This is a genomic window from Vibrio sp. SNU_ST1 (assembly GCF_030563405.1).
Taxonomy (GTDB): Bacteria; Pseudomonadota; Gammaproteobacteria; order Enterobacterales; family Vibrionaceae; genus Vibrio.
This window is the reverse complement of the sequence record NZ_CP130748.1, coordinates 2,915,356-2,937,141: the sequence shown is the minus strand read 5'-3', so window position 1 is coordinate 2,937,141 and position 21,786 is coordinate 2,915,356. Positions and strand designations below refer to the sequence as shown.

Annotated in this window: 17 protein-coding genes; 12 read left to right on the top strand and 5 right to left on the bottom strand. The window is 44.2% G+C overall.

Going from position 1 to position 21,786, the window contains the following annotated elements; genetic code table 11:
* The first annotated feature begins 16 nt into the window (after nucleotides 1-16).
* The 7 genes from aroB (at nucleotide 17) to Q5H80_RS13030 (ending at nucleotide 9,454) form a co-directional block, all read left to right on the top strand.
* Nucleotides 17-1,105, top strand: coding sequence for a 3-dehydroquinate synthase (gene aroB / locus Q5H80_RS13060; protein ID WP_304565351.1), 1,089 nt, complete (start codon nucleotides 17-19; stop codon nucleotides 1,103-1,105).
* A gap of 79 nt (nucleotides 1,106-1,184) precedes the next feature.
* Nucleotides 1,185-2,702, top strand: coding sequence for an SPOR domain-containing protein (locus Q5H80_RS13055; RefSeq protein WP_304565349.1), 1,518 nt, complete (start codon nucleotides 1,185-1,187; stop codon nucleotides 2,700-2,702).
* A 69-nt stretch (nucleotides 2,703-2,771) separates the two neighbouring features.
* Nucleotides 2,772-3,623: a Dam family site-specific DNA-(adenine-N6)-methyltransferase gene (locus Q5H80_RS13050; protein ID WP_304565348.1), complete on the top strand. Its 852-nt coding sequence runs from the start codon at nucleotides 2,772-2,774 to the stop codon at nucleotides 3,621-3,623.
* A 197-nt stretch (nucleotides 3,624-3,820) separates the two neighbouring features.
* Nucleotides 3,821-4,495 carry a ribulose-phosphate 3-epimerase gene (gene rpe, locus Q5H80_RS13045; protein WP_029222055.1) on the top strand — a complete coding sequence of 225 codons (675 nt, stop codon included), beginning with the start codon at nucleotides 3,821-3,823 and terminating at the stop codon, nucleotides 4,493-4,495.
* A gap of 102 nt (nucleotides 4,496-4,597) precedes the next feature.
* Nucleotides 4,598-5,284, top strand: coding sequence for a phosphoglycolate phosphatase (locus tag Q5H80_RS13040; protein ID WP_304565345.1), 687 nt, complete (start codon nucleotides 4,598-4,600; stop codon nucleotides 5,282-5,284).
* A gap of 174 nt (nucleotides 5,285-5,458) precedes the next feature.
* A complete protein-coding gene (gene trpS, locus Q5H80_RS13035; protein WP_304565343.1) occupies nucleotides 5,459-6,475 on the top strand; it encodes a tryptophan--tRNA ligase in 1,017 nt (338 codons plus the stop codon).
* Between the two features lie 384 nt (nucleotides 6,476-6,859).
* Nucleotides 6,860-9,454 carry an ExeM/NucH family extracellular endonuclease gene (locus Q5H80_RS13030; RefSeq protein ID WP_304565340.1) on the top strand — a complete coding sequence of 865 codons (2,595 nt, stop codon included), beginning with the start codon at nucleotides 6,860-6,862 and terminating at the stop codon, nucleotides 9,452-9,454.
* Nucleotides 9,455-9,506: 52 nt separating this feature from the next.
* Here Q5H80_RS13030 and Q5H80_RS13025 read toward each other — a convergent pair whose 3' ends face one another.
* Nucleotides 9,507-11,990, bottom strand: coding sequence for an EAL domain-containing protein (locus Q5H80_RS13025; protein ID WP_304565338.1), 2,484 nt, complete (start codon nucleotides 11,988-11,990; stop codon nucleotides 9,507-9,509).
* A gap of 348 nt (nucleotides 11,991-12,338) precedes the next feature.
* Here Q5H80_RS13025 and Q5H80_RS13020 point away from each other — a divergent pair, with 348 nt between their 5' ends.
* From Q5H80_RS13020 to Q5H80_RS13000, 5 genes are all read left to right on the top strand, one after another.
* Entirely contained in the window at nucleotides 12,339-12,917 is a 579-nt protein-coding gene (locus Q5H80_RS13020) for an aminodeoxychorismate/anthranilate synthase component II (RefSeq protein ID WP_304565335.1), read from the top strand.
* A 464-nt stretch (nucleotides 12,918-13,381) separates the two neighbouring features.
* Entirely contained in the window at nucleotides 13,382-14,593 is a 1,212-nt protein-coding gene (locus Q5H80_RS13015; protein ID WP_304565333.1) for an aspartate aminotransferase family protein, read from the top strand.
* 106 nt (nucleotides 14,594-14,699) lie between these two features.
* The gene (astA, locus tag Q5H80_RS13010) at nucleotides 14,700-15,719 is read left to right on the top strand and encodes an arginine N-succinyltransferase (protein WP_304565331.1); all 1,020 of its coding nucleotides are present in this window, start codon (nucleotides 14,700-14,702) and stop codon (nucleotides 15,717-15,719) included.
* 39 nt (nucleotides 15,720-15,758) lie between these two features.
* A complete protein-coding gene (gene astD, locus Q5H80_RS13005; RefSeq protein WP_304565329.1) occupies nucleotides 15,759-17,216 on the top strand; it encodes a succinylglutamate-semialdehyde dehydrogenase in 1,458 nt (485 codons plus the stop codon).
* A 219-nt stretch (nucleotides 17,217-17,435) separates the two neighbouring features.
* Nucleotides 17,436-18,227, top strand: a complete 792-nt coding sequence (locus tag Q5H80_RS13000) for a DUF1338 domain-containing protein (protein WP_304565327.1) — start codon at nucleotides 17,436-17,438, stop codon at nucleotides 18,225-18,227.
* 185 nt (nucleotides 18,228-18,412) lie between these two features.
* Here the strand turns inward: Q5H80_RS13000 and crp are convergent, their stop codons facing one another.
* The 4 genes from crp to Q5H80_RS12980 form a co-directional block, all read right to left on the bottom strand.
* Nucleotides 18,413-19,045, bottom strand: coding sequence for a cAMP-activated global transcriptional regulator CRP (gene crp, locus Q5H80_RS12995; protein WP_004729651.1), 633 nt, complete (start codon nucleotides 19,043-19,045; stop codon nucleotides 18,413-18,415).
* A gap of 241 nt (nucleotides 19,046-19,286) precedes the next feature.
* Nucleotides 19,287-20,156, bottom strand: coding sequence for a phosphoribulokinase (locus Q5H80_RS12990; protein ID WP_012604929.1), 870 nt, complete (start codon nucleotides 20,154-20,156; stop codon nucleotides 19,287-19,289).
* A 77-nt stretch (nucleotides 20,157-20,233) separates the two neighbouring features.
* On the bottom strand, nucleotides 20,234-20,446 hold the full coding sequence (locus Q5H80_RS12985) for a YheU family protein (RefSeq protein WP_304565291.1): 213 nt from the start codon (nucleotides 20,444-20,446) through the stop codon (nucleotides 20,234-20,236).
* Nucleotides 20,447-20,540: 94 nt separating this feature from the next.
* Entirely contained in the window at nucleotides 20,541-21,533 is a 993-nt protein-coding gene (locus tag Q5H80_RS12980) for a hydrolase (protein ID WP_012604928.1), read from the bottom strand.
* Nucleotides 21,534-21,786: the final 253 nt, after the last annotated feature.

The following is a 21,786-nucleotide window of genomic DNA, read 5'->3' as shown; positions in this document are numbered from 1 at the left end:
TTCGGAGAGCAAACCCATGGAACGGATTACGGTCAATCTAGCTGAGCGTAGCTACCCTATCTCTATTGGCGCCGGGTTATTTGAAGACCCGGCGTACCTTTCTTTTTTATCAGGTAAGCAGAAAGTTGTTGTTATCAGTAATGTGACAGTAGCGCCTCTTTATGCTGATAAAATTTTATCGCTATTGGATCAAGTCGGCTGTCAGACATCTCTTCTCGAGCTGCCAGATGGTGAACAGTACAAAAACCTTGAAACGTTCAATTCAGTGATGAGCTACATGCTTGAAGGAAATTACAGCCGCGATGTGGTGGTGATTGCTTTAGGTGGTGGTGTTATCGGTGATTTGGTTGGTTTTGCTGCTTCTTGTTACCAACGCGGTATTGATTTCATTCAAATTCCGACAACCCTTCTTTCTCAAGTGGATTCTTCTGTGGGTGGTAAAACCGCAGTGAATCACCCTCTTGGCAAGAATATGATCGGCGCTTTTTACCAACCAAAATCTGTGATCATCGATACCAACTGTTTATCAACGCTTCCAGAGCGTGAGTTTGCAGCGGGCATGGCTGAGGTGATCAAATACGGCATCATTTACGATGAAGCCTTTTTTGGCTGGTTGGAACAGAATCTAGAGAAACTGTATCAACTTGATGAAGACGCACTGATTACCGCGATTGCTCGTTGTTGTACGATTAAGGCTGAAGTGGTTGCTATCGATGAAAAAGAGTCAGGAATCAGAGCGTTATTGAACCTAGGTCATACATTTGGTCATGCGATTGAAGCAGAACTAGGCTATGGTAATTGGCTACATGGTGAAGCTGTGTCGTCAGGCACTGTAATGGCAGCAAAAACCGCCCAATTACAGGGACTGATTTCTCAGCAGCAACTTGAGCGAATTATTTCTATACTCAAGAATGCGAAATTACCAATCCATACGCCAGAAAGCATGTCTTTTGAAGACTTTATGAAGCACATGATGCGCGATAAAAAAGTGCTGTCTGGTCAGTTGCGTCTGGTATTACCAACAAGTATTGGTACTGCTGAAGTGGTTGCTGATGTACCTCAAGACATCATTAAACAAGCGATTGATTTCTGCCGTACTCTTTAAATTCGGTTGTGAGGTTGCCTAGCTAAACGCTAGGCAATTGTAGCGCTTTACAGATCGAACTTATCAGTAGGGATCCCCAATGAGTTTGGCTCATGATTTAAGAGTATTGGAGTTAGAGTCTCAAGTTGAGTTGCTAGAGCGTTTACAGCTTTTAACTAACTTTGGTTCAAACTTTGTAAATGTTGCTGGTAAAACGGGTTCTGGCCGATCTTGGTTAGCTCAGCGTTATCTTGAAGCATGGTCGACAGAAAAAAATCAGTGTTTACTGCTTTGTCACCCAAGCCAAGACGATCAACAGCGCCGCGCACTTATTCTTAGTCAGATTGTTTCTGACCCACTCTTTAATCAACATGATTCTTTATCTGATAGCCTTGCTAGGTTGCTGGATGGAGATACGTGTAATGTGCTTATTGTCATTGATGACGCCCACCGACTGTCTGAGCTACTGGTATCAGAATTATGGATGTTGGTACTTGAATCTCAATCAAACCCTCAATGGACGATCAATATCGTTCTCTTCTCGCAAACTGGTCACCTAGACACGCTATTAACACGACTTAGTTACGGTCAGCCGCACAAACCTATCGCCCTTGAGATCGATGATCTTTCGCAACCAGAAGCTGAACATTTCTTTGAGTCACTGGTGATTCGATATGTCGATGATGAGTCAGAATCTCGGGTGCGAAATGCATTTAAAAAAGCGCAGCCTCTACCCGGAGAGCTAATGGCTTTAGGAGACTTAAAAGTGGAAAAAAGGATTATTATTCGTTCTATTATTGGTTCACCTATAAATATTGCGATTGTGGTAGCCTTGCTGTTAGTTGTTATTGGTGGTGGTTATTGGTGGATGTTTAATCAACCAACGCCTGACGATAAAGCGCAATCTATTATCGCCCCTATTGAACAGACGGTTATTCCAACGTTGGCAGTGGAAAGTGCTACCGAGCAAGTTGGAGTCGACGGGACGCTAGATTCTGAAGCCGAAGCTGACATGAGTTACCAAGGTGCTGATGATGACAGCTCATCTCTGCCGCCGGTTGTGGTGGAAGAGACCGCCAGTGTTGGTCAGGTAGAACAAGACCAGCAGCGTGTCGTAATCACCTCTGATGTGGTTGACGCCTTACTTGATGATAAACCAGAGAGTGTTGATACCAGTGCAATTGAAGCTGTGGTTGAAGAAAATACAGGTGCCGCGATTAGCCCACAGCCAGATGCAGTAAAAGTGGAACCACAACCCTCAGTCGATGAAGAAGCTGACTTAACACAGTCCACGCCACCGACTAAGACGATAACATTCTCATTTGCACGCGAAGAGCTACAAGCTATCTCGCCACGCGCTTATACCCTGCAGTTGAGTGCAATGACATCATTGGAAGATGTACAATCTTTCATTGAAGAGTATGAGCTTGAGAACAAGGTTCGTATTTACCCAACACTTCGTAACGACACCAAGTGGTTTATTATCACTTATCAAGATTACCCAACGATTCAAGTGGCGCGAGATGCGGCAAGTGCGTTATCAAAACCACTTCAACAGTTGGAACCTTGGGCAAAATCGATGAATCAAGTGCATCGAGAGATAGAACGTGCGAAATAACCCTGAGCTTAGCCTCAAAATATGTTACATTCCGCAGCCTTATTTTTGAGTTGATAGATAGAGCAGTAAATGAAAAAGCAGCGTGCCTTTCTAAAATGGGCTGGTGGTAAATATGGCCTAGTTGAAGACATCCAACGTCACCTGCCACCTGCTCGTAAATTGGTAGAACCGTTTGTCGGTGCCGGATCAGTATTTCTGAATACTGATTTTGAACAGTACCTACTTGCAGATATTAATCCCGATCTTATCAACCTATACAATCTACTTAAAACCGATCCTGAAACCTATATCACTGAAGCGAAGCGTTGGTTCTGTCCAGAGAATAACCGTAGAGAAGTGTTCTTAGATGTTCGCGCTGAGTTCAATGGTACAGATAACGTTATGTATCGCTCGTTAGCTTTCTTGTACATGAACCGATTTGGCTTCAATGGCTTGTGTCGTTACAACAAGAAAGGTGGTTTTAATGTTCCGTTTGGTTCTTATAAAAAACCTTACTTCCCTGAAGCCGAGCTAGAGTTTTTTGCTGAGAAAGCGAAAAAAGCCACCTTCGTCTGTGAGGGATACCATGAAACTTTTAGCCGCGCGCGTAAAGGCTGCGTGGTTTACTGTGATCCTCCATACGCACCGCTGTCGAACACGGCTAACTTTACCTCTTACGCAGGTAATGGTTTTAGCTTAGATGACCAAGCTGCACTGGCGGATGTCGCTGAAAAAGCAGCGATGGAACGCGATATTCCTGTCTTGATTTCAAACCATGACACCACCTTAACGCGTCGTTTATACCATGGTGCGGAACTGAACGTGGTAAAGGTGAAGCGCACCATTAGCCGTAATGGCGCAGGGCGCAATAAAGTTGATGAGTTACTGGCGCTTTTCCATAAAGAGAAAAACCAGCAACCCGCTTCAACAGAATTGTCGTAGTCAGCATAATCCTCGAACTCATTAAATTGAGTGACCCACGGGTACTTTCTTAAACTAATCTTTCGAACTGCTAGGATCTGCTTAGGTGCTTAGGTAGAATTGCACACCAAATAGTCTTGGGATTGAGTCTTGTACTTGTGTATGAGAGGTCACAAGGCGGTGATATTCGCAATTTACTCACTCTTAAGAGGTTTGGTATGAAAGATTTTCTAATCGCTCCATCGATTTTGTCTGCAGATTTTGCTCGTCTTGGTGAAGACGTTGAAAAAGTACTCGCAGCCGGTGCCGACGTTGTGCACTTCGATGTGATGGATAACCACTACGTACCTAACCTGACTTTTGGTGCACCGATCTGTAAAGCATTGCGAGACTACGGCATCACAGCTCCTATCGATGTTCACCTAATGGTTAAGCCAGTAGACAGCATCGTACCTGAGTTTGCTAAAGCCGGCGCATCAATGATTACCTTCCACGTTGAAGCGTCTGAGCACGTTGACCGCACTCTACAGTTAATCAAAGAACACGGCTGTAAAGCAGGTGTCGTACTTAACCCAGCCACGCCACTTTCTTGCCTTGATTACATCTTAGATAAAGTCGATATGATTCTACTAATGTCGGTGAACCCAGGCTTCGGTGGTCAATCTTTCATTCCTCACACTCTTGATAAGCTGCGCGCAGTTCGTAAACTTATTGACGAATCAGGCCGTGATATCCGTCTTGAAATTGATGGCGGCGTGAAGGTAGATAATATCCGTGAAATCGCAGAAGCGGGCGCAGACATGTTTGTTGCAGGTTCCGCTATCTTCAATCAACCAGATTACAAAGAAGTGATTGATGAGATGCGTGCAGAGCTTGCAAAAGTAAACGCATAATCGTAAAACTACAGATAGATTGAATATTAAGGGGCTCATTGGCCCCTTTTTTACGTCTTGGAGCTCAACTCATAAGGCGAACATAATAAATAGGAAAGTAAGATGTCATTAAGCTCAATAAAACTGATTGCCTTTGATTTGGATGGAACCTTGTTAGATAGCGTACCTGATTTGGCCGTCGCCGCCGACCAAGCCTGCCAGGAACTGGGTTTTTCTTCTGTAAGCGAAGAGCAAGTTCGCGACTACGTGGGTAATGGTGCTGATGTTCTTATCGGGCGCTCACTGAGCCGCAACTTGACGGTTGATCCAAACCTAGATCCTGAACTGCTAAAGAAAGCGCGTATCCTGTTTGATGATTTCTACGAGCAGGGCGGCCATAAGCTAAGCCACCTTTATCCATCAGTAAAAGAAACGCTTGCTGAGTTGGATAAAGCAGGTTTCACTATGGCACTTGTTACCAACAAGCCATCGAAATTTGTACCAGACGTTCTGGCGCAACACGGTATCGATAAGTACTTTGTTGATGTGTTGGGCGGCGACTCTTTCCCAGAGAAAAAGCCGAATCCAGTAGCGTTGAACTGGTTGCTAGAAAAGCACAATGTAAAAGCGGAAGAGATGTTGATGGTTGGCGATTCAAGCAATGACATCAAAGCAGCTAAGAATGCCGGCTGTCACTCGTTTGGTCTGACATACGGCTACAACCACGGTGAGCCGATTTCAGTATCAACCCCTGACTATGTCGCAGGCAATATTGCGCAATTACTAGATGTCGTTCTAGTTTCAGCATAAAGCGGATAAAAGTTAGCTAACCTACTAGCAAAATACTTATCAATGAGTACACTGGATGAGCCGTGCAGAAGAGCTGTACGGCTTTCTATTTTAAAGTTAAGAAGCTAAGTTTTTCAGATACTAGGTTAAGAAACTAAGTTAACGAGCTTAGCTACAAGCAAAGGAATTAAAACCATGAGCAAGCCCATCGTATTGAGTGGTGTTCAACCATCTGGTGAACTAAGTATCGGTAACTACTTGGGTGCTCTACGTCAATGGCAACAGATGCAAGATGATTACGATTGCCAATACTGTGTTGTAGACCTTCACGCAATTACGGTTCGCCAAGATCCGAAAGCACTGCATGAAGCGACTCTAGATGCATTAGCAATCTGTCTTGCTGTCGGTGTTGATCCAAAGAAGAGCACGCTATTTGTTCAGTCACACGTACCAGAGCATGCTCAACTTGGTTGGCTTCTTAACTGTTACACGCAAATGGGTGAACTGAGCCGTATGACTCAGTTTAAAGATAAGTCTGCGCGTCACTCAAATGATGTAAACGTAGGTTTATACGACTACCCGGTGTTGATGGCTGCAGACATTCTGCTTTATGGCGCTCACCAAGTACCTGTAGGTAGCGACCAGAAACAGCACTTAGAGTTGGCGCGTGATATCGCAACTCGCTTTAACAACATCTACGGTCCTGAAACGCCAATCTTCCAAGTACCAGAACCTTACATTCCAACAGTGAATGCACGTGTAATGAGCCTACAAGATGCGACGAAGAAGATGTCTAAGTCGGATGACAACCGTAAGAACGTGATTACTCTGCTAGAAGAACCTAAGTCGATCATCAAGAAGATCAACAAAGCGCAAACCGATGCAGAAACGCCACCACGTATTGCCCACGATTGGGAAAATAAAGCGGGTATCTCTAACTTAATGGGTCTTTATTCAGCTGCGACGGGTAAAACGTTTGAAGAGATCGAAGCGCAGTACCAAGGCGTTGAAATGTACGGTCCATTTAAGAAAGATGTAGGCGCGGCATTGGTTGAGATGCTTGAGCCGATTCAAGCTGAATACCACCGTATCCGTGCTGACCGTGCTTACATGGACGCAGTAATGAAAGCCGGTGCTGAAAAAGCCTCTGAGCGTGCTGCAGTAATACTGAAAAAAGCATACGAAGCAGTAGGTTTTGTTACTCGCCCATAGGGTGAACTAAAACGACTCGTTTAAACATTTCAGCCCAAAGTAGACTCTGTTTACTTTGGGCTTTTTAGTGCCCATTCCTTTTACCTCCCCAGTAAGTCCCTTGTTTGAATCGATAATTTAAGAATTATCTAGTAACACATTGGTGACATTAATGTCGTGAATGGGATCTTGTTAATTACTTTTCAGGTTTATAGAATCTCACTCATTTCTATTTATGTTGGAAATATAAAATGTGCCAAATAATTGAAGATTTCAAAGTGATAAGTTCCTCATTTTCTTGCTAACTGACTTATTCCTTACATAAATAAACCGGATAGTTACCACAAAATACATGACTGCCCTTAGATGGCAGTAACTATAAATCGATGAACTCAGGTGAAACGGATGGCTCTTTTACACAAACCTTCATTGCTAGCAGTGGCAATTGGTAGCTTGCTAACAGCAAGTGCACACGCTGATTTGTTTATTTCACAATATGTGGAAGGCGGCAGCTACAACAAAGCGATTGAGATTGCTAATAATGGCGATATCAGCATTAATTTAGATGGTTACTCGTTGGCGAAGTCTGCGAATGGTAACGGAGCATGGGGTGCCACTTTACCTTTAGACGGCCACGTTTTAGCGCCCGGTGAAGTTCTTGTGGTTGCGCACACCAGCGCAAGTGACGAAATTAAAGCGGCGGCTGATATTCTTAACGCGTCGATTGCTAATCACAATGGTGACGATCCGCTGGCTATCTTGAATTCAGATGGTTCGATACATGATGTTGTCGGTTTGATGGGCGATGTGGATTGGGGTAAAGATGTTACTTTAGTTCGTGCTAAACAAACACCTTCGGCGACGTTTGATGCTTCACATTGGGTATCGCTACCAAAGGACAACATTGAAGGACTAGGTTCACTAGACAATGTTGAGTTACCTGACGCGTTTGCTTGTACACAAGATGGCTCTGCTCCTGTATTCACGACTATTCAAGAGATCCAAGGTGAAGGGGCAACATCACCGTTTATTAATGGCTATCCGTACATCACTGATGATGAGTATTTCGTCACAGGTGTTGTGAGTGCAGTGACAACGGGAATTACCAAAGGCTTCTATCTGCAAGCTCTTGATGACGATTTCAATTCAAGCACCTCTGAAGGGCTATTTATTCACACTAACCAATCAAGCTCAGAACTGGCTGCGGGCGATGTAGTGTGTGTGAAAGGTAAGGTTCAAGAATACTACAGCCATACTCAGCTTAAAGTTGAAAACAACCAATGGCTAAAACAGGGTGAGCAGCAGGCTCCAGAAGCGACAGCAATTGAAGCCTTAGACAATGACGAGAACTTCGCTGCAACGCTTGAACGCCATGAAGGTATGTTGGTGAAAACAACCGAAGCGCTTGATATGCGTGTAACGCGTACTTTCGGTTATGATTACGCAGGTCGTCGTAACAACATGGTACTGGCGCATGAGCGTATTAACATGCAGCCGAACCAGTTATCTGCAGCTGGCTCTGAAGATGCGAAACAGCAAACTAAAGATAACGCAGACCGTCGTCTTTTTGTTGAAACCGATCAAAAAGCCGGTGACGGACAGGTTCCTTTCTACCCAGATTTTGCGCGCACCGATATTGACCAAGATGGCTCAACGGAAGACTACATCCGTATCGATGACACCATTGTTGGCCTAGAAGGCGTATTGACCTACAGCTACGGTGAGTATCGCTTAGTGACAACTAACCAGATCTCGGCTGAGAACTTTGTACGTAATGACCCACGTACTGATAAGCCTGATATGGATGAAGGTGATCTACGTATCGCGACTTTCAATGTCTTGAACTACTTTAACTCTCCATTTGGTGGCGACGCGAACCAACACGGTAACAACCGTGGCGCGAATACCATCACTGAGTTTGAGATGCAGCAAGAGAAGATTGTGAACGCGATTCTTCGCTTAGATGCAGACATCATTGGTTTGATGGAAATTGAGAACAACGGTTTTGGTGAAGGCTCTGCCATTCAGCAGCTTGTTAACCAACTGAATGACCGCATTGAGCGTAAGAAAGACCGCTATACCTTTGTAGCTGTTGACTCTAATGAAGATGGCGTAACCGACGAGATGGACTCAATTGGTACTGACGTAATCACAACGGGTGTTATCTACCGTAAGAAGGTGGTTAAGCTTAAAGATAGCCGCGTTATCGCGATGCCAAGCCAACAAGCTCCAGAAGTATTAGACGATTCAGGCAAGGTGATTGAAGACGGTAAGAACTACCAACGTGACTCATTGGCGCCAACTTTTAAAGTGAAAGGTACTAAAGAGAAACTCACCGTTGCGATTAACCACTTTAAATCGAAAGGTTCTAAGTGTTGGGAAGATGCAGCCCCTGTTGAACAGGGCGGCCAAGGTGGTGTTGACGCCGACAAGCAAGGCTCATGTGAGAACTTCCGTGTGGCTGCAGCAGTTGCTCTGGGTGAAGCGCTAGACGGCATCAAAGGCCATAAAGTGATTCTGGGTGATATGAACTCGTACGGCATGGAAGACCCAATGCTAGTACTGACGGATTACTCTGAAGAGAAATACGGTAAGCAAATCAAAGCGGCGCGTAACACTTACATTGACGGCGTCGAGCAGTTTGGTGATAACGGTGCGGTGATTACTAAGAACTACGGCTACATTAATGCTGTGGCTCAAAAGCACCCAGACAGCTGGAGCTATTCATACAATGACGAAGTTGGCGCTTTGGATCACCTGTTGATCAGCGACAGCCTGAAAGACATGGTGGTGGATGCGACTGACTGGCACATCAATGGCGGTGAATCGAAGTTGCTTGACTATAACGAAGAGTACAAAGGTGATCTGCCGAAGTACCAAGATCACTTCCGTTCATCGGATCATGATCCGGCAGTTCTTGAGCTTAAAGTCGGTGGTTCGTTTGGTTTCGGTGCGCTGATGTCATTGTTTGGCTTAGCAATGTGGCGTCGTCGTAAGTAATAAGGCTTTTCGGGTCATAATAAACCGCTACCTATAGGTAGCGGTTTATATTTTAGTTACTTATGGATTTCATTTTTTCAAGGTCGTATTGGCGTATTTGTACAGCTTTTTCCAATGATACCGGTTTTGAAAATAAGTACCCTTGGACAATGTCACATCCATATTGTTTAACATATTCTAGTTGTTCAATGGTTTCGACACCTTCAGCGACGGTTCTTGTTCCTGTAGACCGCCCAATTGCGACAATGCTTTTTAATAGTTCATGAGCGGTATTCGATTCTGAAAGTTGCCAAATAAAGCTACGATCTATTTTAATTTCATGAATAGGAAGTAATGACAAATACTTCAACGAAGAGTACCCAGTACCAAAATCATCTAAGGCCAAGTGAAACCCTTTACTACGAAGTTGATGCGCAACTTTTGCTACCTCTTCCGGATTTTTTAGCATGATGCCTTCGGTGGCTTCTAAGCATATATGGGATGGGTTTATACCGTAGCGCTCTGTTATTTTTATGATATTTTCAGCAAAGTTTGTATCTCCAATTTGAACTGGTGATAAGTTCAGTGCCAGTAATATAGGAGCATTGTCTGGAAAATCGAGTTCTGAATACTGTTGGTAGGCTAATTCAATTAAATACCAACCTAATGCGCGTATATGACCACTGACTTCAGCGACGGAGATAAACTCATCAGGGTAAACGTTACCCAATGTTGGGCTTTTCCATCGAGCTAGCGCTTCGATTCCCCATAACCTCCCAGACTGTAAGCAATACTGAGGCTGATAATCTAAATAAATTTCTCTTCTTTCTATAGCGGTAAGTAAATTGTCTTCAATCAGAAACTTACGTTGATTTTTCGCAGAGGTTTTTGATGAGAAAATAGCACAGTTTGCTTTGCCTTCTGATTTCACAGAATGGAGCATAATATCAGAGCTTGCGAGTAACTCATCGACAGTGCGCCCGTGATCGGGATACACGGCGGCACCTAAGCTAAAACTGATATCAAATTCATGCTCAAAACATTGATACTTGGTCGCAAGCCCATCATGAAATAGTTTCATGACGCTTTCTGCCTGTTTTAGGCTGTTTAGATCAGGGAAAGTAACAATAAATTCATCACCTCCAAACCGGAACACTTCTGAAAAATTAGGGCATACTTTTTTAAGCGTTTGAGATATCTGTATTAAGAGTTCGTCCCCAACACTGTGTCCGTAGTAGTCGTTGATGTTTTTAAAGTTATCTACATCAATAAAACAGACAAGGAATTTATCGTCATCTGATTGAGTCTTTACCAGCTCTTTCTCCATATAGACTTCAAAAAAGTGTCGATTAAAAAGCCCAGTCAGTTGGTCATGATTAGCAAAGTGATTCAGCGTGCTGTTTGCAGTACAGAGCTTTTCAAAGTCAGATTGAATTTCAGCTTGATAAGATTCAAAGCGACGAGAAACTAGAGTGCTTACATAATATGAGAGTAGTCCGACTAATAGAACGACTATGCTATACATGAGTGCTAAGCGATTGAGCTCATCATTTCTTTTTTCAATCAACTCGGCATTTTTTTTAGCAACAAGTCTTTCTAATGCAGTGACACTAAAGCTCGCGCCTATCGTCCAGCCCCAAGTACTATTTTTGATGACATAACTAAGGTTTTCTAACGAGTGGTTGTCGGCAGCTAAGTGTCTAACATAGATATCTGATTGTTCCAACAGCGCGACTGCTTGAGTGCGGAAGTGTATGTTTTTAATATTATGGATATTAGTGCCAATAAAGCTAGGAGTGGTATGAGCCAGCACATCGCCTTTAGTGTCGATAACGTAGAAGTTACTCTGTTGACCAATTTGAAGCTTACTTAACCATTCGAGCACGTCACTTTGAATGTCTGCTTGGACATCTGTAATAAAGTCACTCGTACCTATATACCAACTATATGGCGAGAAATTAACGATATAGCCGATTTTTTCATACTGTTTTTCGAATGAATTCGGTTTTAGAAACCACCATTTATGAAAGCCTTCTTTTTCTTCAATCGCTTTTTTTGTTAATTCCTGAGCGACAAAGTGTCCTTTAGCATCTTGAAACTCCCATTTAGAGGCTCCTTGCATACTAGGAAAAACAGGGTGAAAAATAACAGTTCCATCATGGTGATAAATAAAAGGGTAACCACGACCGTCATTGAATCTGTAGTTTTTCAAACTCGAACGAACCAAGGTTGTAAACTCTTGTTCACTTAATTGTGGGTTGTCCTTGTACAGTTGATTTAGTATGGAGTGAGTGCGGAGAGTATGAGTTTTTATACTGTCGCGTAGTGTGGTTATTGTTGTTTCTTCTAAGTAGTTGAGCTGCTTGTTGACATAGCTGACTTGAGATTTTAAATAGGCTTTTTTTTCTTCAACAATATCGGATTCTATGTGAGTGATTTCTTGATTGGTTCGTCGATAGCTATCATTGACCGATAACGAAAAAACGATAATCGAAAATAGAACCACAGTTATAGTTGGTATGTAACGAATTAGGTAAACGAGTTTGTTCTCTTTCATTTTTTAATTAAAGTCAGTAAATACACCCTAATGATAACCTAAACAATTATTCATTGAGTTGTTGTTTGTTACAAAAAAAGAACTATGTCATAAAAAACGCGCAACTTATAAGGTTTTAATTTTTATGGGGACTTTGGCAGGGATGAGAGACATCTATGTCTTGAGAAGACAAAGTGGATCACTCTGGCTTCATTGCCAGTAACGTTTATGTATTTGTAGTGTAAAGTTATCAGGGCAGCGAAAGCTGGTTTGTTTTTTATCATTTTCACTTGCCTTTCTTGCTTTATATTGCACAATACCGCCCCTACATCTTCCAATCATTTAGTATTTAGCAAACGATTTCGACCCATGTTACTTATCATCGATAACTACGACTCTTTTACCTATAACTTGTATCAGTATTTCTGTGAGTTAGGGGTCACTGTAAAAGTTGTTCGCAACGATGAAATTGATATTGCGGGCATTGAATCGCTAAATCCTAGCCATCTTGTTATCTCGCCGGGCCCTTGTACACCTGATGATGCGGGAGTCTCTCTGCAAGTCATTGAACACTTCGCTGGTAAACTGCCGATCTTAGGTGTGTGTCTTGGTCATCAAGCCATTGCTCAAGTCTTTGGTGGTGAAGTGGTGCGAGCCAGACAAGTGATGCACGGTAAAACCTCTCCAATACGCCACAATGGAAAGAGCGTTTTTCAAGGGCTTAATAACCCTCTAACCGTGACTCGTTACCATTCTTTAGTGGTGAAAAATGGCACGCTACCTGATTGCTTTGAACTGACGTCTTGGACGGAATTTGAAGATGGCAGCATGGATGAGATCATGGGTTATCAACACAAAACCTTGCCGATTGATGCCGTACAATTTCACCCAGAGTCGATTAAAACAGAGCAAGGACACCAGCTTCTCGCTAACTTCTTAACGCGTTGAGTGTTTAAATTTGACTCTTTCTGCGTCTAAATAAGCCAGTTAAACCTATTAGCCCATTCGTTAAGCGTTTAAATTCGGGCTTTACGCACCTCTCTCCCCCTGACGCCGATCACTTTTTATAACATTTATCTCTCGCTTCGCTAAGTTTTTAGCCTATGCAAAATTATTCGCCTTATTTCCTCTCGAACCCTATATACCGCTGTGCCAGTAAGGCTTTGCTATTGCTGGTTATACGGTTAGGTAAAAAAAGCTTCATAAAACAGATTAATTGATGCATAAATAGTCATAGGTAGTGACGTTTAGCTAGTTGTTAGGGATGGCTAAAGAATAATCTACTATTGAAAACGTTAATTAAATGTAAATATAATGCTGCAGCGGGATTGTGGCGAGAGAAAATATCTTTGTCTCACTTATGAACCAGTACGCTTATTTGCGAAGCTTGCGGTATCGAAAAGGAATGTACGATGACAGTGGAAAAAAAAGTAGAACGTAGTCTGTTTAATGAGGTGATGGTGCCTTGTTATAACCCAATGGAAATGATCCCGGTAAAAGGGGAAGGCGCACGCGTTTGGGACCAACAAGGCCGAGAGTATATCGACTTTGCTGGTGGTATCGCTGTGAGCTGTTTGGGTCACTGTCACCCTGCAATGGTTAACGCAGTTACTGAGCAAGCAAACAAGATTTGGCATCTAAGTAACGTGATGACCAACGAACCTGCACTGCGTCTAGCGAAAAAGCTAACAGACGTATGTTTTGCAGAAAAAGTATTCTTTGCGAACTCTGGCGCGGAAGCGAACGAAGCAGCATTGAAGCTAGCTCGTCGTTGGGCGGTGGATGTTCACGGTCCTGAGAAATCTGAAATCATTGCATTCAAACAAGGTTTCCACGGTCGTACTTTCTTTACCGTAACCGTTGGCGGACAAGAGGCTTACTCTGATGGCTTCGGTCCTAAACCAGGTGATGTTACGCACCTGCCTTACAACGATATTGCAGCGTTAGAAGCGCACATCTCTGATCGCACTTGTGCAATCATGATGGAACCTCTGCAAGGTGAGGGCGGTATCATCTCTCCAACATCTGAGTTTGTGAACACAGTTCGTGAACTGTGCGACAAACACAATGCATTGCTTATCTTTGATGAAGTGCAAACAGGTAATGGCCGTACGGGGAACTTTTACGCTTACCAAGGCCTAGGTGTTACACCTGACATCCTAACCACTGCGAAATCACTAGGTGGTGGTTTCCCTATCGGTGCAATGCTAACAACATCTAAACTCGCGACACATCTAAAAGTGGGTACGCACGGTTCTACTTACGGTGGTAACCCACTGGCATGTGCCGTTGCTGAAGCGGTTGTTGACGTGGTTAGCCAGCCTGAAACTTTGGCTGGCGTCAAAGAGCGTGAAGCAATGTTCCGTGATGGTTTAGCTAAGATTAACGATAAATACCAAATATTCAGTGAAGTTCGCGGTAAAGGCCTATTGCTAGGTGCTGCGCTTAATGAAGCATGGCAAGGTCGTGCTCGTGATGTATTAGTAGCTGCAGGCGAGCAAGGCTTGATGGTACTGGTTGCGGGCACAAACGTGGTTCGTTTCACGCCATCACTGGTTATCACTACACAAGAAATTGAAGAAGGTTTATCAAAACTAGACAAAGCAATCGCTACGCTAGTTTAGCCTGAGCGGCGTCATAGGAATGATCGCCATTAGAGCGATCCCATGACGTATGCTAAAGGCCCAAGCTTCTGGTTTTGGGCCTGTTTTGCATCTGGAGGGAATATTGATGCTAGTTGTTCGCCCAATAAAATTATCTGATTACGATGCGCTGCATACCTGCGCGGTTGAATCTGGTCACGGATTCACATCTCTTCCGGTTAACGAAGAACTGTTAACCAACCGAATTACTCATTCTGAATACAGCTTTGCTAAACAAGACGTGACTGAACCCGGTGATGAAGGCTACCTGATGGTTGGCTTCGACACTGAAACGGGAGAAGTCGCCGGTACGACAGGCATCGAAGCCTCAATTGGCTGGGATGTTCCGTTTTACTCTTACCACATCAGCAAGGTGGTTCACTCATCGCAAAAGCTTGGCGTAAATAACGTGGTGAAGCTGCTGACTTTCGGTAATAACTACACCGGATGCAGTGAAATCTGCACACTGTTCTTGCGCCCTGACTTCCGTGGTGGCCTGAACGGCCGTTTAATGTCGAAGTGCCGATTCCTGCTTATGGCAGAGTATCCAGAGCGTTTCTCAAAAACGATTTTTGCTGAGATGCGTGGCGTATCAGATGCTGAAGGTAACTCTCCTTTCTGGAAATGGCTGCAAGAGCACTTTTTCTCAATTGATTTTACGCTTGCTGATTACTTAACGGGTATTGGTAAAAAAGGCTTTATTGCTGACCTTATGCCCAAGCTGCCAATTTACGTGAACCTACTTAGTGAGGAAGCACAGGCGGTCATTGGAGAGGTACACGACAATACGCGTCCGGCACTTAAGTTGCTGGAACGTGAAGGTTTCACTAACCGTGGCTATGTCGACATCTTTGATGCGGGTCCAACGGTTGAATGTGATCTGAGAAATATCGAATCAGTGCGTCATGCGATTCGAGCTCAAGTGAAAATTGCAGAGCACTCTAGCTCTAAAGACTTCCTAATTGGCAATACCTCGTTTGAGAACTTCCGCGCAGTAGCCGCGAAAGGTGCGTATGACCAAGCAAGCGACACAGTGATTTTATCACCTGAAGTAGCAAGCGCTCTTGAAGTAAAAGAAGGCGAATTCGTTCGCATGTTGGCTCAGTAAGAGCGGCGATTATCTGTCGAAGATTTTAAGGATAGAAGTATGACTCAGTGGATAGCAGGACAGTGGGTGGCAGGTCAAGGCGACGCCATGACATCAGTAAGCCCATACAATAATGAAGTAGTGTGGCAGGGTGAAAGCGCAACACCAGCACAGGTTGAATCTGCAGTAGCAGCAGCTCGTGAAGCCTTCTTGGTTTGGAAAAAATTGAGCTTTGCAGAGCGTGAAGCGATCGTGTTGAATTTTGCTGAGAAAGTAAAAGAGAACAGCGAAGAAATCGCACAAATCATCGCAAAAGAGACGGGAAAGCCTATTTGGGAAACTCGTACTGAAGCGGGTGCGATGGCGGGTAAAATCGCTATCTCAATCCGAGCTTACCACGAACGTACCGGCGAAGCTTCGCGTGAAGCGGCAGGCAACCAAATCGTACTGCGTCATCGCCCATTAGGCGTAATGGCGGTGTTTGGCCCTTACAACTTCCCAGGTCATCTGCCTAACGGTCATATTGTTCCGGCGTTGTTATCGGGTAATACCGTGGTATTTAAGCCTTCAGAACAGACACCTTGGACGGGTGAGTTTGCAATGAAACTGTGGCAAGAAGCGGGTCTTCCTGCTGGCGTAATCAACCTAGTACAGGGCGCTAAAGAGACAGGTATTGCATTGGCGGATGCTAAAGGCCTTGATGGCGTGCTATTCACTGGCAGTGCTAATACCGGTCATATCCTTCACCGTCAATTCGCGGGTCAACCGGGCAAGATGCTGGCACTAGAAATGGGCGGCAACAACCCTATGGTGATCAGTGACCAATACGGTGATGCTGACGCAACGGTTTATACCATTATCCAATCTGCTTTCATCAGTGCAGGTCAACGTTGTACATGTGCACGTCGCTTGTATGTTCCTGTTGGCGAGAAGGGCGATCAACTGCTCGATAAGCTCGTTGCGGCTACCTTGAAGATTCGTGTTGATCAGCCATTCGCTGAGCCAGCACCCTTCATGGGACCACAAATCTCGGAAGCGGCAGCTAAGTTCATTCTGGACGCGCAAGCTAATCTGCAATCGTTAGGTGGTGTAAGCCTAGTCGAAGCAAAAGCGGGCGAAGCGGCGTTTGTTTCTCCGGGGATTATCGATGCAACCAACATTGCTGAGTTGCCAGATGAAGAGTACTTCGGCCCATTGCTGCAAGTGGTTCGCTGCCAATCGCTAGAGCAAGCCGTTGAACTGGCTAATGACACACGCTTTGGTTTGTCTGCAGGCCTAGTTTCAACCGACGATTCAGAGTGGGAATACTTCGTTGACCATATCCGTGCGGGTATTGTTAACCGTAACCGCCAACTAACAGGCGCAAGTGGTGATGCACCATTTGGTGGCCCGGGTGCTTCAGGTAACCTACGCCCAAGTGCTTACTACGCGGCTGACTACTGTGCTTACCCAATGGCGTCAATGGAAGGCGGTGAAACTCAACTGCCAGCGACGTTTAGCCCAGGTATTGAGCTGTAGTTTAGGCTAATGAGTTATAGAACTGGGCTCATTCGCTAACAATGGAGAGAGGAAGTAGCAATTACACTTCCTCTTTTCATCCACGTCCAACACCTAGATTGGGCGGTAGATAATAATAGAACAAGTATGTCACAGGCTGATGGCTGCTGACTCTATGTCCAGCCTCTCCCTTTCTAATCCAAATTACTAGCTTGCTAGAACCTCTGACAAGGAGTCACCATGACGCCCGATCTACTCTTTAAATCATTATGGGACGATTACATTCACAGGCTTTGTCCATCGGCTGAGAAAGTTCATCATCTGCTGAAAGAAGATGAAGCGCTGATTAATGATCACATTGCATTACGTACTTTCAATGTTGCCCCTTTGGGCATTGAAACACTGGCTAAGCCTTTCCTTGAATTAGGCTACAAGGCTTGTGGCGACTACTTGTTTGAGAGCAAGAAGTTAGTGGCTAAGCATTACGAGCATCCAGATCCAAAACAACCAAAAGTGTTCATTAGTGAGTTGAAGGTCGAAGAGTGTTCAAGCGACTTACAACAGATCGTTGCTAAGTTGGTTGAGCAAGTTGACGCAAGTAAGCTTCAAGGTCATGAATTCTTGTTTGGGGGGCGCCTTTGGGGTTTGAGCTTCACGGATTTCCAAGCGCTAGCAAAAGAGAGTGAATACGCGTCTTGGTTAGCGGCTCATGGCTACGGTGCAAACCACTTTACGGTGAGTGTGAACCAACTCGATGCTTTTGGTGAAGTGCAGGCAGTGAATGATTACCTGAGCGAATCAGGCTTCACTATCAATGCATCTGGTGGTGAGGTGAAAGGCTCTCCAGAGGTATTATTAGAGCAATCATCAACAATGGCAGACAAAGTCCCAGTTTCATTTGTCGAAGGCAATGAGATGATTCCTGGCGGCTTCTATGAGTTCGCTAAGCGTTATGCGATGGCCAATGGTGAGCTATATACAGGTTTTGTCGCGGCATCGGCTGACAAGATCTTTGAAAGCACCAATGGTTAAAGAAAAATAAGAGCAAGGGATTTTCCCTAGAGATGCGGGTACGCTTCGCTTCGAGATACTTTAGAATAGTGAAGTCCGATTTCTAACTTTGCTTCCCGCATCTGTTCTCTAGATCTTTAGAAAACAAAAAAAGCCACTAAATTCGCATTTGGTGGCTTTCAAATTTTTGGCTCAGTTAATCGAGATTAACGAGTGCCGTATACCACGATGGTCTTACCGTGTGCAGAAATTAGGTTCTGCTCTTCTAGCATCTTCAAGATACGACCTACGGTCTCACGAGAACAACCAACAATCTGGCCAATCTCTTGACGAGTGATCTTGATTTGCATGCCGTCAGGGTGAGTCATTGCATCTGGCTGTTTTGCTAGGTTTAGTAGCGTTTGAGCGATACGACCTGTTACGTCAAGGAACGCTAAGTCACCAACCTTTTGGCTAGTTACTTGTAGACGGTTTGCCATTTGCGCTGAAAGACGCATTAGAATATCTGGGTTCACTTGGATAAGTTGACGGAATTTCTTGAAAGAAATCTCAGCAACTTCACAAGGAGATTTTGCACGAACCCATGCAGTACGCTCTTGGTCTTCTTCGAACAAGCCAAGCTCACCGATGAAGTCACCTTGGTTTAGGTAAGAAAGAATCATTTCCTTACCTTCTTCGTCTTTGATAAGAACTGCCACAGAACCTTTAACGATGTAGTACAAGGTTTCTGCCTTTTCACCAGCATGAATCAAAGTACTTTTTGAAGGGTACTTATGAATATGACAGTGTGAAAGGAACCACTCTAATGTTGGATCGGTTTGGGGTTTACCTAGAACCATAATATCTTACTTCCTCTGCAGGGTATGCTTGCCGCTTTCCATATTTTAGCTAAGCCTGAATTGACGTAGCTAGGATAAGAGCACTCGTTGAGTGCTGCAAGCTATCTTGTGTTTCGTTTAAGAATAGTATCCTTTTTCAGGTACTATTTCTTGATTTTAATCGTGACCAAGCTACGATTTTTTACGCAAAATTGTGCACATGATCACGGTATGAAAAGTAATCAACCAGAATGTTGTTTTGTTAGCCTATTTTCCCGGTTTCTATAAGTTGTTGCAGGATAGGCCTTACAATGAGCTCCATAGCAAAACTCATCTTGCCTCCTGGCACTACAAGCGTGTTATGACGTGACATAAATGAGCCATCAATCATAGCCAACAGGTAAGGGAAATCGACGTTTTTGATGCCGCGCAAACGTATAACAACGAAGCTTTCGTCTAAACTTGGGATCCCTTTTGCATTCAGTGGATTCGATGTATCTACGGTAGGGACACGCTGAAAGTTGATATGAGTTCGCGAAAACTGCGGGGTAATGTAGTTAAGGTAATCATCCATTGAGCGAACAATAGAATCCATCACCGCTTCGCGAGAGTGACCACGATCGCGTGTGTCACGAACGAATTTCTGGATCCACTCCAAGTTTACGATAGGTACCATGCCGATAAGCAGATCGACGTGTTGAGAAACATTGATGTCACCATCGACTACGCCACCGTGAAGACCTTCGTAGAACATCACATCTGAGTTTTCAGGGATCTCTTGCCATGGCGTAAAGGTGCCGGGCATTTGATTGTAAGGCACTGCTTCATCGAAGGTATGCAGATAGCTACGGACTTTTCCCGTGCCTTCATTGCCGTATTGACGGAAGAAATCTTCTAATGCACCAAAATCGTTAGCTTGTGGACCAAAGTAGCTGATGTGCTTACCTTGCTCGCGAGCCTTACGGATCTCGACATCCATCTCTGGTCGAGTGAAGCGATGGAAACTATCCCCTTCAACCCAAGCTGCCTTCACGTCCATCATATTGAACATTTTTCGGAAGGCTTCTGAGGTAGTGGTGGTGCCGGCTCCAGATGAACCCGTCACCGCAATAATTGGATGTTTAGCGGACATGACAACCCTTGTCTTTTGAGTAACTTACTTGTTAGCAATCGTTTACCACTATAACACGGCTCCTTTATGAGCGCAGCTTAGAAGCGTTTTGTGACTTGAATATCAACGGTTTCATGCAGTTCAGAAAACACGATACTCACTTCTCCTGAGGCTAATTGATGTTTCACTTGGTCAATTTTGTTTTGCAGTGAAATTTCTATGTCACCATAGTCTGTACCTTCACGCAGTACGAATTCTTTGATGAGGTTTTCCAGTGTCTCTGGCGCAATTTCTTGCCATGGGATGATCATAAATACTTCTCTCTTTTATGTTCATGGATAGGTTTATTGATGTCGAAATGAGTGAGTTTAGTTATATTTTACTGCTATTTACTAAGGCTCGTCATTATGCCGAATCTTGTAGACTTTCATAGTAGGCGGGTAATGCTTCTTCTAACCAAAACCTTGGCTTGAGTGTGCTGCCAGTAATGAACCCCACATGACCGCCTTTTTGAAACAGTCGATAATCGATGTTATCAGGTAGAACGAACTTTGGAATCACATCATCGGTCATGAAAGGATCGTCTTTGGCATGAATGATCTGAGTTGGCAGTTTGATCTTCTTGAGTTTAGGCAGTGCGGAGCATTGTGCATAATAATCTTGGGCATTTTTGAACCCATGCAGAGGCGCCGTGATTTGTTCATCAAACTCATACAGTTTGGTGATCTTCTTAATGGTTTCCGCTGTGACCCCCAGCTTTTCCTGTAGCAGGTTAACTTTTTTCAAGGCGTTTGATTTTAGAGAGTTGAGTAGATACTTCTTATAGAGCTTGGAGAAGCCCTGCTCAATGCGACTAGAACAACAAGCCAAGTCAAATGGAGCAGATACTATGGTCGCCGCCGACAGCAATGGGTCGTCTGCATACTCAGCCAAATAATTCGCCAGCATGTTACCACCCAAAGAGATACCAACTGCAACTTTGGGGTTGTTGGGGAACTGCGCGTGCAGATGCCTTAGGAAAAAGCGCGCATCTTCGACTTCACCTGAATGGTATGCACGAGCCAAGCGATTTGGTTTTCCGCTGCAACCTCTAAAGTGCATCATCACTGATAGCCAACCATCTTTAGCAAATGCATTCATCAGCCCGTTGGCGTAAGGGCTCTCAAAGCTCCCTTCTAATCCGTGGAATAGAACGAATATTGGCTTGTTACTTTTATCATCATTGCTTGGCGTGTCACCGTCTGGCGATTCACTCCATGCAAGGTCTAGGAAATCGCCGTCGGGAGTTTCTAAGGTCTGCCATTGAGGAGCAAACAACGCCTGCTTTCTAATAAATCTTGGCACTAAGGTTTGTAAATGTGGATTCGATAGGCCAGCGGCAGCGGTAAATATTGTCATAAAAACAGTCCATGCTTCTTTTATGGGCTTTGATAAAGTGTTGAGCTTTTAGCGAAACGCCCACGTTTTTATTTGAGCTTGGTTGATTCTTAGCATAAGCGCAAGGGTTTCACTGATATGATCGACCAAAACAGGCGATGGGTAACTGGTTGAATAATATCAAGGTTGGGCGTATTAAAGACTCCCCCAAATGTGTTTTAGTCAGCATGCGATCATGGTAGCGAGCGAGCGCAGTTAAGCTTGGAGCTTGATT

Coding starts and splice junctions, on each gene's coding strand:
- Q5H80_RS13040 (WP_304565345.1), top strand. CDS start 4,598: ATGTCATTAAGCTCAATAAAACTGATTGCCTTTGATTTGGATGGAACC.
- astA (WP_304565331.1), top strand. CDS start 14,700: ATGCTAGTTGTTCGCCCAATAAAATTATCTGATTACGATGCGCTGCAT.
- rpe (WP_029222055.1), top strand. CDS start 3,821: ATGAAAGATTTTCTAATCGCTCCATCGATTTTGTCTGCAGATTTTGCT.
- Q5H80_RS13000 (WP_304565327.1), top strand. CDS start 17,436: ATGACGCCCGATCTACTCTTTAAATCATTATGGGACGATTACATTCAC.
- Q5H80_RS13025 (WP_304565338.1), bottom strand. CDS start 11,990: ATGAAAGAGAACAAACTCGTTTACCTAATTCGTTACATACCAACTATA.
- Q5H80_RS12980 (WP_012604928.1), bottom strand. CDS start 21,533: ATGACAATATTTACCGCTGCCGCTGGCCTATCGAATCCACATTTACAA.
- trpS (WP_304565343.1), top strand. CDS start 5,459: ATGAGCAAGCCCATCGTATTGAGTGGTGTTCAACCATCTGGTGAACTA.
- Q5H80_RS12990 (WP_012604929.1), bottom strand. CDS start 20,156: ATGTCCGCTAAACATCCAATTATTGCGGTGACGGGTTCATCTGGAGCC.
- crp (WP_004729651.1), bottom strand. CDS start 19,045: ATGGTTCTAGGTAAACCCCAAACCGATCCAACATTAGAGTGGTTCCTT.
- Q5H80_RS12985 (WP_304565291.1), bottom strand. CDS start 20,446: ATGATCATCCCATGGCAAGAAATTGCGCCAGAGACACTGGAAAACCTC.
- Q5H80_RS13050 (WP_304565348.1), top strand. CDS start 2,772: ATGAAAAAGCAGCGTGCCTTTCTAAAATGGGCTGGTGGTAAATATGGC.
- Q5H80_RS13015 (WP_304565333.1), top strand. CDS start 13,382: ATGACAGTGGAAAAAAAAGTAGAACGTAGTCTGTTTAATGAGGTGATG.
- Q5H80_RS13030 (WP_304565340.1), top strand. CDS start 6,860: ATGGCTCTTTTACACAAACCTTCATTGCTAGCAGTGGCAATTGGTAGC.
- astD (WP_304565329.1), top strand. CDS start 15,759: ATGACTCAGTGGATAGCAGGACAGTGGGTGGCAGGTCAAGGCGACGCC.
- aroB (WP_304565351.1), top strand. CDS start 17: ATGGAACGGATTACGGTCAATCTAGCTGAGCGTAGCTACCCTATCTCT.
- Q5H80_RS13020 (WP_304565335.1), top strand. CDS start 12,339: ATGTTACTTATCATCGATAACTACGACTCTTTTACCTATAACTTGTAT.
- Q5H80_RS13055 (WP_304565349.1), top strand. CDS start 1,185: ATGAGTTTGGCTCATGATTTAAGAGTATTGGAGTTAGAGTCTCAAGTT.